Origin of the sequence: Hydrogenophaga sp. YM1, from assembly GCF_016903055.1 — a bacterium.
Classification (GTDB): domain Bacteria; phylum Pseudomonadota; class Gammaproteobacteria; order Burkholderiales; family Burkholderiaceae_C; genus Hydrogenophaga; species Hydrogenophaga borbori.
In genome coordinates this window covers 4,719,618-4,728,845 of the sequence record NZ_CP070223.1, presented here as the reverse complement: position 1 = coordinate 4,728,845, position 9,228 = coordinate 4,719,618, and the positions used below count along the sequence as shown (strand labels likewise).

12 protein-coding genes are annotated in these 9,228 nt (G+C 71.1%); 11 read left to right on the top strand and 1 reads right to left on the bottom strand.

Translation table 11 applies throughout. From position 1 onward, the window contains the following. The first annotated feature begins 215 nt into the window (after positions 1-215). From rpmH to JNX00_RS22265, 7 genes are all read left to right on the top strand, one after another. Positions 216-350: a 50S ribosomal protein L34 gene (gene rpmH, locus JNX00_RS22295; RefSeq protein ID WP_070399696.1), complete on the top strand. Its 135-nt coding sequence runs from the start codon at positions 216-218 to the stop codon at positions 348-350. 25 nt (positions 351-375) lie between these two features. Then, positions 376-777, top strand: a complete 402-nt coding sequence (locus JNX00_RS22290; RefSeq protein ID WP_070399861.1) for a ribonuclease P protein component — start codon at positions 376-378, stop codon at positions 775-777. Continuing rightward, complete coding sequence (gene yidD, locus JNX00_RS22285) at positions 767-1,057, top strand: membrane protein insertion efficiency factor YidD (protein WP_239478212.1); 291 nt, start codon at positions 767-769, stop codon at positions 1,055-1,057. Before JNX00_RS22290 ends, yidD begins: the two co-directional genes overlap by 11 nt. After that, a complete protein-coding gene (gene yidC, locus JNX00_RS22280; RefSeq protein ID WP_070399697.1) occupies positions 1,054-2,766 on the top strand; it encodes a membrane protein insertase YidC in 1,713 nt (570 codons plus the stop codon). Before yidD ends, yidC begins: the two co-directional genes overlap by 4 nt. Positions 2,767-2,877: 111 nt before the next feature. Next, entirely contained in the window at positions 2,878-4,257 is a 1,380-nt protein-coding gene (gene mnmE / locus JNX00_RS22275; RefSeq protein WP_204743729.1) for a tRNA uridine-5-carboxymethylaminomethyl(34) synthesis GTPase MnmE, read from the top strand. Positions 4,258-4,364: 107 nt separating this feature from the next. Continuing rightward, positions 4,365-4,856, top strand: coding sequence for a cyclic nucleotide-binding domain-containing protein (locus JNX00_RS22270; RefSeq protein WP_070399863.1), 492 nt, complete (start codon positions 4,365-4,367; stop codon positions 4,854-4,856). A 175-nt stretch (positions 4,857-5,031) separates the two neighbouring features. After that, positions 5,032-5,595: a hypothetical protein gene (locus tag JNX00_RS22265; RefSeq protein WP_204743728.1), complete on the top strand. Its 564-nt coding sequence runs from the start codon at positions 5,032-5,034 to the stop codon at positions 5,593-5,595. 27 nt (positions 5,596-5,622) lie between these two features. Here JNX00_RS22265 and JNX00_RS22260 read toward each other — a convergent pair whose 3' ends face one another. Beyond that, on the bottom strand, positions 5,623-6,168 hold the full coding sequence (locus JNX00_RS22260) for an adenine phosphoribosyltransferase (protein WP_070399699.1): 546 nt from the start codon (positions 6,166-6,168) through the stop codon (positions 5,623-5,625). A 36-nt stretch (positions 6,169-6,204) separates the two neighbouring features. Between JNX00_RS22260 and JNX00_RS22255 the strand changes: the two genes are divergently transcribed. From JNX00_RS22255 to JNX00_RS22240, 4 genes are read left to right on the top strand one after another with little or no spacing between them, the layout of a single operon-like run. Next, positions 6,205-7,200, top strand: coding sequence for a KpsF/GutQ family sugar-phosphate isomerase (locus tag JNX00_RS22255; protein WP_204743727.1), 996 nt, complete (start codon positions 6,205-6,207; stop codon positions 7,198-7,200). After that, a complete protein-coding gene (locus tag JNX00_RS22250; protein ID WP_070399701.1) occupies positions 7,200-7,745 on the top strand; it encodes an HAD hydrolase family protein in 546 nt (181 codons plus the stop codon). The genes JNX00_RS22255 and JNX00_RS22250 overlap by 1 nt, the downstream gene beginning before the upstream one ends. Beyond that, positions 7,742-8,422 (top strand): LPS export ABC transporter periplasmic protein LptC, encoded by a 681-nt coding sequence (lptC, locus tag JNX00_RS22245; RefSeq protein WP_239478211.1) that lies wholly within the window; start codon positions 7,742-7,744, stop codon positions 8,420-8,422. The genes JNX00_RS22250 and lptC overlap by 4 nt, the downstream gene beginning before the upstream one ends. Next, positions 8,419-9,213, top strand: a complete 795-nt coding sequence (locus JNX00_RS22240) for an SDR family oxidoreductase (protein WP_070399702.1) — start codon at positions 8,419-8,421, stop codon at positions 9,211-9,213. The genes lptC and JNX00_RS22240 overlap by 4 nt, the downstream gene beginning before the upstream one ends. Positions 9,214-9,228: the final 15 nt, after the last annotated feature.

The window sequence follows — 9,228 nt, the reverse complement described above, 5'->3', positions numbered from 1 at the left end:
TCGGGAAGACGGGAGACGGTTTGTAGTTGTGGACAAGGGGCGTGGCCCCAGGGCGCGCATTGTAGGCACGCGCGGCAGTTATCCACAAGCGCCACCGGGCGATCTCAGGGCGCCCGACGCCGCGCCGGCCGGATACAGGGCTATCCGCATTGGCTTGCCGCGAAGGGGGGTTTCTGGCGATAATTGCGGGTTTCCCCGATTTCAGAGCCCTCATCATGAAACGCACCTATCAACCCTCCAAGATCCGCCGCGCCCGCACCCACGGCTTCCTCGTGCGCATGAAGACGCGCGGCGGCCGAGCGGTCATCAACGCCCGCCGCGCCAAGGGCCGCAAGCGCCTGTCGGTCTGAGTCGGTTCAGCCTCGCCCGCCGGTGATCCAGCGGCTGCGGACCCGGCCCCAGTTCCAGGCTGTGCTGGCCAGCGCCCCGGTGGCCAAGACCCCCCATTTCGCCCTCCACCGCCTCGTTCTCGACGAGGCCGAGGTTCAGGCCGCGCTGTTTCCTGTCGCCGACCCCTGGCTCGGCGTGCTGATTCCCAAGCGCTGGGCCCGCCGGGCGGTCACCCGCAACACCATCCGCCGCCAGATCTACGCCACCGCGCCAGCGGCGGCGGGTTTGCCCGTGGCCGCGCATGTGGTGCGCCTGCGCGGAGCCTTCGATCCGAAACGCTTCATCAGCGCCCGATCCGACGCGCTGCGCAGCGCCGTGCGCGCCGAGCTGATCAGCCTGTGGTCGCGCGCGTCCGCGCCCAACCCGCCCCGCGGCCATGTGGCGTGACCTGCCCCGCCGCGCGCTGATCGCCCTCGTGCAGGGCTACCGGCTGCTGCTCAGTCCCTGGCTGGGCAGCGGCTGCCGCTTTGAACCCACCTGCTCCGCCTACGCGCTGGACGCGCTGCGGCGCCACGGTGCGCTCACGGGCAGCCGGCTCACGCTGGGCCGGCTGGCGCGCTGCCACCCCTGGTGCGAGGGCGGCCACGACCCGGTGCCCGCCGAGCGGCCCGACGGCCTGTTCACGCGCCTGCTTCCCCGAAACCCCGAAAACAAGAACGCGTCATGAATGACATTCGTCGCTCCATCCTGTGGGTGGTGTTCGGTTTCGCCATGGTCCTCATCTGGGACAAATGGCAGATCCACAACGGCAAGCCCGCCACGTTCTTTCCCAGCAGCACGCCGCCGGCCGTGACCGCGCCCGCCCAGGGCGCGCCCGCGCCGAAGGCCGACGCGTCGCTGCCCAGCGCCTCGAGCAATCCGGCCTCGGCCGGCGCCAGCGCGGTGCCGGGCGCCGAAGCCAGCGCGCCGGCCGCGGCCACGCGCCACGAGGTCACCACCGACGTCCTGCGTCTGAGCTTCAGCAGCGAAGGCGGCGCCCTGGTGGGTGCGCAGCTGCTCAAGCACGCGCAGGCCTCCGGTGGGGCCGACCGCGACATCAAGACGCCCTTCACCCTGCTGTCGCAGACCGCCCAACGCACCTACGTGGCGCAGAGCGGCCTGGTGGGTGGCAACTTCCCCACCCACAAGACGCCGATGGCGCTGGTGGGTGGCGCGCCCACGGCCCTGGCTGACGGCCAGGATTCGCTGCAGGTGCGCTACGAATCGGCCGAGGTGGGCGGCGTGCAACTGATCACCACCTACACGCTCAAGCGCGGCCACTACGACATCGGCGTGCAGCATGAGGTGCGCAACGTCGGCGGTGCGCCGGTCAGCCCGCAGCTCTACCGCCAGCTGGTGCGCGACGGCAGCACCGTGGAAAGCCAGACGCCCTTCTACTCGACCTTCACCGGCCCCGCCGTGTACACGACGGAGCACAAGTTCCAGAAGATCGAGTTCAAGAACGTGGCGGGCGACAAGGCCACCTACGTGAAGAACGCCACCGACGGCTACGTGGCCATGGTGCAGCACTACTTCGCCACCGCCTGGCTGCTCGACGCCGGCGTGGCGCGCGAGAACTTCGTGCGCCAGGTGGCCGACAACCTCTACTCCGTGGGCAGCCTGGCCTCGCTGCCGGCCATCGCGCCGGGCCAGTCGCAGACCGTGCAGGCGCGTCTGTTCGTGGGCCCGCAGGACGAGAAGAAGCTCGAGACCCTGGCCCCCGGCCTGGAACTGGTCAAGGACTACGGCTGGCTCACCATCCTGGCCAAGCCGCTGTACTGGCTGCTCGAGAAGATCCACGGGTTCGTGGGCAACTGGGGCTGGGCCATCGTGCTGCTGGTGGTGCTGATCAAGGCGGCGTTCTACTGGCTCAACGCCAGCGCCTACCGCAGCATGGCCAAGATGAAGGCGATCAACCCGCGCATCATGGAAATGCGCGAGCGCCTCAAGAGCAACCCGCAGCAGATGCAGCAGGAGATGATGAAGATCTACCGCGAGGAGAAGGTCAATCCCCTGGGCGGCTGCTTCCCCATCCTGATCCAGATCCCCGTGTTCATCGCGCTCTACTGGGTGCTGCTGTCCAGCGTGGAGATGCGCAACGCCCCCTTCATCGGCTGGATCCACGACCTGTCCTCGCCCGACCCGTTCTACATCTTGCCGCTGGTGATGGCCATCACCACCATGGTGCAGACGGCGCTGAATCCGCTGCCGCCCGACCCGCTGCAGGCCAAGCTGATGTGGATGATGCCGCTGGTGTTCTCGGTGATGTTCTTCTTCTTCCCGTCGGGCCTGGTGCTCTACTGGATCACGAACAACGTACTGACGATCGCGCAGCAGGCGCACATCAACCGCCGCATGGGTGTGCCGCTGAAGTTCAACCTGCCGAAGTTCAAGTAAGCCCCTGCGCCGCTGCGCGGCTTCCCCCATGCAGGGGGACGACACTTGCGGCCCGGCGAAGCCGGTTCCGCGGTGTCCCTCGGTGAGGGGGTGGCGCACCACCGCTTTTTCATGCTCCCGCACCACGCCGATCCCATCGCCGCCATCGCCACGGCCCCCGGCCGGGGCGGCGTGGGCATCGTGCGGGTCTCGGGCAAGGGGCTGGCGCCCTTCGTGCGCGCGCTGCTCGGGCGCGACCTGAAGCCGCGCGAGGCCACCTACGGGCCCTGGCGCGGGGCCGACGGCCAGCCCATCGACCACGGGCTCTCCTTGTGGTTCCCCGCGCCCCACTCGTACACCGGCGAAGACGTGCTCGAACTGCAGGGCCATGGTGGCCCCGTGGTGCTGCAGTTGCTGCTGGCACGTTGTCTGGAAGTGGCAGCCACCGCCCTGCCCGGCCTGCGGCTGGCGCGCGCGGGTGAGTTCACCGAGCGCGCCTTCCTCAACGACAAGCTCGATCTCGCGCAGGCCGAGGCCGTGGCCGATCTGATCGACGCCAGCACCGAGGCCGCCGCGCGCAGCGCCGCGCGTTCGCTGGACGGCGCGTTCTCGCGGCGTGTGCACACCCTGCAGGAGGCGCTCACGAATCTGCGCATGCTGGTCGAGGCGACGCTGGACTTTCCCGAGGAAGACATCGACTTCCTGCAGAAGGCCGACGCCCAGGGCCAGCTCGATCGCCTGCGCGAGGCGCTGGCCGTGCTGCGCGCCGAGGCGCGCCAGGGCGCCCTGCTGCGCGACGGCCTGCAGGTGGTGATCGCTGGCCAGCCCAATGCGGGCAAGAGCTCGCTGCTCAACGCGCTGGCGGGGGCCGAGCTGGCCATCGTCACGCCGATCGCGGGCACCACGCGCGACGTGGTGCAGCAGACCATCCAGATCGAGGGCGTGCCCCTGCACGTGACCGACACCGCCGGCCTGCGCGACAGCCCCGAGGTGGACGAGGTCGAGCGCATCGGCATCGAGCGCGCCTGGCAGCGCATCCGGGGCGCCGATGCGGTGCTGTTCCTGCACGACCTCACGCGCTGGGGCGAGCCGCGCTACCGCTACGCCGACGCCAACATCGCGCGCGGCCTGCCCGCCGGCGTGCCCGTGCTGCACGTGTGGAACAAGCTCGACCAGGCCGGCGGCGCGCCGCAGGGCCCCGATGACATCGCCCTGTCCGCCAAGCGCGGCACGGGACTGGACGCGCTGCGCCAGCGCCTGCTGCGGCTCGCGGGCTGGCAGCCCGGCGGCGACGGCCTCTTCATGGCGCGCGAGCGGCACCTGCAGGCGCTCGCGCGCGTCGACGGGCACCTGGAGCAGGCCGATGCGCGCCTGCGCGAGGCCGCCGCGCAGCTCGATCTGCTCGCCGAGGAGCTGCGCCTCGCGCAACAGGCGCTGGGCGAAATCACCGGCGAGTTCACGGCCGACGATCTGCTGGGCGTCATCTTTTCGCGTTTTTGCATCGGCAAATAGCTTTCCGTGCCACCGTTCACGGGTTGTGCCGCGCCGCTGGGAACCGATCTGTAAGGATGGGTTACGCCGGTGTTGCGCCGGGCGCCGCGCTGCGGTTCACTTCGCGCATGAGTGCCCCCACCGCCGCCCCCGCGCGCTTCGACATCCAGCACCTGGCGCAGGCCATGCGCCACAGCAGTGCCCTGGACGCGGTGCCCTTGAACCTGAGCGACGCGCACTGGGTGACGCTGGCCAACTACATGCAGCCGGTGGCCTTGCAGCAGGGCCAGGTGCTCATCGAACAGGGCGTGAAGGACCGCACCGTCTACTTCGTCGAGAGCGGCACCCTCACCGTGCACTACGAGGACGCGAAAGAGCGCGTGCGCATCGCCGTGGTGGGCGCGGGCTCGCTGCTGGGCGAAGGCGCCTTCTTCAGTCACCTGCCGCGCAGCGCCACCGTCAACGCGGGCAGCGACTGCCGGCTCTGGTGCCTCACGCCGCTGCGCTTTCGCGAGCTGAGCGTGCGGCACCCGCAGATCGCCCTGGAACTGACCGTGGCCATGTCGGCCGTGCTGGCGCGGCGCATGTACAACAAACCCAAGCGCGTGGCCGTGACCTGAGGCACTCGATGGCTGCTGACCGCTCCCTGGTGTTCCGGCCCCGTACCTTCCTCGAACCCGTCGCCACGTGATCTCCACCCTCAACATGTCGTTTCTGAACTGGTTGTCGGCCCGCAAACCGTTTTCGGGCAAAGGCGCTTTCGCGCGCGCGCGCCACGCCTTTCGCGAAACCACCATGCCACTGATTTCGCCGCGGCGGGGCCGGCGCCTGCTGCGGCGCGAGCAGCTGTTCGGGGTGGTGCGCGAATCGCTCATCCGGGGCGGCGTGCTGTCCACCAGCTACTCGTTCAAGGTGCTCAACCTCGACGCCAACGGCGACACCTTCATCGCACTGGTGGACCTGGCGCTGCCGGCCCAGGCCATGCCCGACGAATTTCTGCTCGAAATCGAGCGCTGGATCCAGCAAAGCGCCAAGAGCCGGCACGTGATGGACGTGCGCGGCGTGTACTGGCGCCGCAAGGCCACGCCCGAGCAGGTGGGGCAGGCGCTGCGCGCGGCGGTGCCGGCGCAGACGCGCCGCGAGGCGCCGGACACCTCCATCCCGCGCCCCAGCGTGTCCGCCAGCCGCGCGCCCGCGCAGGCCGTGAGCGAGGACGAGGTGCGCGCCTTCCGCGAGGCCATCACGTCCCTGCCCGCCGCGACCATGCGGCACCCCAAGGAGCCCCAGCTGCCCATGCCCACGCCCGAGGCGGTGAGCGACTTCGCCGCGCTCAGCGACACGCAGCACGGCAAGCTCTGAGCCGCACCGAGCGGCCCGGGTCGCCGCTCAGTGCCCGGCGAAGTCGATCAGCGTGAACAGCGCCAGGCCGCTGTCGCGCAGCTTGGCCGAGCCGCCCAGTTCCGGCAGGTCGACGATGGCCGCGCCCTCGGTCACCTCGGCGCCCAGCTTCTCCAGCAGGCGGCGGCCGGCCATCATGGTGCCGCCGGTGGCGATCAGGTCGTCGATCAGCAGCACGCGGTCGCCGGCTTTCACGGCGTCGGTGTGCAGCTCCACCGTGGCGCTGCCGTATTCCAGCTCGTAGGTCTCTTCCACCGTGTTGAAGGGCAGCTTGCCCTTCTTGCGGATGGGCACGAAGCCCACGCCCAGCTCGTAGGCCAGCACCGAGCCGATGATGAAGCCGCGCGCGTCCAGGCCCGCCACCACGGTCGGGCGCAGGGCCGGGTCCATGTAGCGGTGCACGAAGGTGTCGATGAGCACGCGAAACACCTTGGGGTCTTGCAGCAGCGGGGTGATGTCGCGAAACATCACGCCCGGGGCGGGCCAGTCGGGCACGGTGCGGATGTGCGAACGCAGGTAGGCGGCGGTGTCCATGCCGGGGATTATCGAGGACGACGCGATAATCCCTCGATGCCCGCCGCCCCCGCCGTCGACCCCGAACGCGCCCAGCGCCTCGCGCGCGACACCCTGGCCATCGAGGCCTCCGCCGTCGCGGCCCTGGCCGGGCGCGTCGACGACCGCTTCGCCGATGCCGTGCGGCGCATGTTCGCCTGCACCGGCCGCGTGGTCGTGATGGGCATGGGCAAAAGCGGCCACATCGGTCGCAAGATCGCCGCCACCCTGGCCTCCACCGGCACGCCCGCCATGTTCGTGCACCCCGCCGAGGCCAGCCATGGCGACCTGGGCATGATCACCGCCCACGACCTGGTGCTGGCGATCAGCAACAGCGGCGAGAGCGAGGAGCTCACCGCCATCCTGCCGCTGATCAAGCGCATGGGCGTGCCGCTGGTGGCGCTCACCGGCCGCGCGGCGTCCACGCTGGGGCGCCACGCCGACGTGGTGCTCGACACCTCGGTCGACAAGGAAGCCTGCCCGCACAACCTCGCGCCCACGGCCAGTACCACGGCCCAGCTCGCGCTGGGCGATGCGCTGGCGGTCTCGCTGCTCGACGCGCGCGGCTTTCGCGCCGACGACTTCGCGCGCTCGCACCCGGGCGGCGCGCTGGGCCGCAAGCTGCTCACGCACGTGGGCGACGTGATGCGCCGAGGCGAAGCCGTGCCGCGCGTGGTGCCTGAGGCGCCGCTGATGGACCTCATGCGCGAGATCAGCGCCAAGGGCCTGGGCATGAGCGCCATCGTCGACGGCGAGCGCGCCGTCGGCGTCTTCACCGACGGCGACCTGCGCCGCCTGATCGAGCGCGCGGGCAGCGGTGCCGACCTGCGCGCGCTCAGCGCGCGCGAGGTCATGCACGCCGGACCGCGCACCGTGCGCGAGGACGCCCTGGCGGTGGAGGCCGCCGAACTCATGGAGGCGCACAGCATCACCAGCCTGCTGGTGGTGGACGAGGCCGGCTGCCTCGTCGGCGCGCTCAACAGCAACGACCTCATGCGCGCGAAGGTGATCTGATGGCGCCGGTGTTGCTGTTTTCCCCCGAGCTGCTGTTGCGCGCCCAGCCCGTGCGCGTGGCCTTCTTCGACGTCGACGGCGTGCTCACCGATGGTGGCCTGTACTTCGGCGAATCGGGCGAAACGCTCAAGCGCTTCCACACGCTCGACGGCCACGGCCTGAAGCTGCTGCAACGCCACGGCATCACGCCCGCCGTGGTCAGCGGGCGCGACGGCAAACCCCTGCGCCAGCGCCTGTCCGCGCTCGGCGTCACCCACTTGCGCTTGGGCACCGAAGACAAGGCGCCCGCCGCCGAATCCATCCTGGCCGAGCTGGGCCTGGGCTGGGAGGCCGCCGCTGCCATGGGCGACGACTGGCCCGATCTGCCCCTGCTGCGGCGCGCCGCCCTGGCCGCCGCGCCACCGGCCGCGCACGACGAGGTGCGCGCGATCGCCCATCACGTCACGCGCCGCGCCGCCGGTGAAGGCGCCGCGCGCGAGTTCTGCGACCTGCTGCTCATGGCGCGTGGCGCCTACGCGGCCGAGCTCGAGGCCGCCGCCCGGTGAGCGCCGACGACGATTTTGACCTCATCCCGGGCCTGGACCGCAGCGCGCCGCCCGCGCCGCGCCGGCGCCCCGCACCGTGGTGGGACCGGCTGTCCATCTACCTGCCCATCATGCTCATGGGCCTGCTGGCGCTGGCCTCGTACTGGTTGCTGCGCGCCACGCCCCCCGCGCCCGAGCCGCAGCCCGAGCGGCCGGTGAGCGGCGAGCCCGACTACTTCATGCGCCGCTTCTCGGTGAAGTCCTTCGACCTGGCCGGCCAGCTGCGGGCCGAGGTGGTGGGCGATGAAGCCCGCCACCATCCCGACGACGACCGGGTGGAGATCGACAACGCGCGCATCCGCAACCTGGCCGAGTCGGGCGCCGTGATGCGCGCCACCGCGCACCGCGTGACCACGAACGCCGACAACACCGTCTTCGTGCTGGAGGGCGACGCGGTGGTGGTGCGCGAAGGGGGCAAGTCCCAGGCCGGCGATCCCCTGCCGCGACTGGAGTTTCGCGGCGACTTCCTGCGCGTGGAGCTCGAGCCGGTCGAGCGCGTGACCTCGGACCACCCGGTCGAGCTGCTGCGCAACGGCGACCGCATCACCGCGCAGACCCTGGACTACCGCGGCGATCAGCAGATCGCCGACTTCCGCGGGCGCGTGCGCGTCCAGCTCCTGCCCCGGACCCCGCCATGACGCCCGCCAACGCCGCTCCCCTGGTCTTCATCACCGGCGCCTCGAGCGGCATCGGCCAGGCGCTGGCCGCGCGCTTCGCCCGGGCCGGCTACCGCCTCGCCCTGGTGGCGCGCCGCACCGCCGAATTGCAGGCCTGGGCCGACGCCCAGGGATACGGGGCCGAGCGTTGCCGCGTCTACGGCGCCGACGTCGCGCAGACCGACAGCATCGTGGCCGCCGGCCAGGCCTGTCTGGCGGCACAGGGCCTGCCGGACGTGGTGATCGCCAACGCCGGTATCAGCGTGGGCATGGACACCGGCGAGCGCGACGACCTGGACGTGCTGAGCCGCACCTTCGCCACCAACAACGTGGGCATGGCCGCCACCTTCCACCCCTTCGTGCGGGCCATGCGCGCGCGCGGCAGCGGGGCGCTCGTGGGCATCGCCAGCGTGGCCGCCATCCGCGGCCTGCCGGGGCACGGCGCCTACTGCGGCAGCAAAGCCGCCGTCGTGAGCTACTGCGAGAGCCTGCGCGGCGAGCTGCGCGGCAGCGGGGTGGCGGTGGTGACCCTGCTGCCCGGCTACGTGGACACGCCGCTCACGCGCGAGAACCGCTACCCCATGCCCTTTCTCATGACGCCCGAGGCCTTCGCCGAGCGCGCTTTTCGGGCCATCGCCGAGGGCGTCAGCTACCGCGTCATTCCCTGGCAGATGGGCGTGCTCGCCAAGCTGCTGCGCCTGCTGCCCAACGCCTGGTTCGACCGCGCCTTGCAGGGTCGCCCGCGCAAGCACCGCGCGGGCGAAGGGCGCTGAAAAACAAAAACCCCG

Coding starts and splice junctions, on each gene's coding strand:
- rpmH (WP_070399696.1), top strand. CDS start 216: ATGAAACGCACCTATCAACCCTCCAAGATCCGCCGCGCCCGCACCCAC.
- JNX00_RS22250 (WP_070399701.1), top strand. CDS start 7,200: ATGGCGCCGGTGTTGCTGTTTTCCCCCGAGCTGCTGTTGCGCGCCCAG.
- JNX00_RS22265 (WP_204743728.1), top strand. CDS start 5,032: ATGCCACTGATTTCGCCGCGGCGGGGCCGGCGCCTGCTGCGGCGCGAG.
- JNX00_RS22255 (WP_204743727.1), top strand. CDS start 6,205: ATGCCCGCCGCCCCCGCCGTCGACCCCGAACGCGCCCAGCGCCTCGCG.
- JNX00_RS22270 (WP_070399863.1), top strand. CDS start 4,365: ATGAGTGCCCCCACCGCCGCCCCCGCGCGCTTCGACATCCAGCACCTG.
- yidC (WP_070399697.1), top strand. CDS start 1,054: ATGAATGACATTCGTCGCTCCATCCTGTGGGTGGTGTTCGGTTTCGCC.
- JNX00_RS22240 (WP_070399702.1), top strand. CDS start 8,419: ATGACGCCCGCCAACGCCGCTCCCCTGGTCTTCATCACCGGCGCCTCG.
- JNX00_RS22260 (WP_070399699.1), bottom strand. CDS start 6,168: ATGGACACCGCCGCCTACCTGCGTTCGCACATCCGCACCGTGCCCGAC.
- yidD (WP_239478212.1), top strand. CDS start 767: ATGTGGCGTGACCTGCCCCGCCGCGCGCTGATCGCCCTCGTGCAGGGC.
- mnmE (WP_204743729.1), top strand. CDS start 2,878: ATGCTCCCGCACCACGCCGATCCCATCGCCGCCATCGCCACGGCCCCC.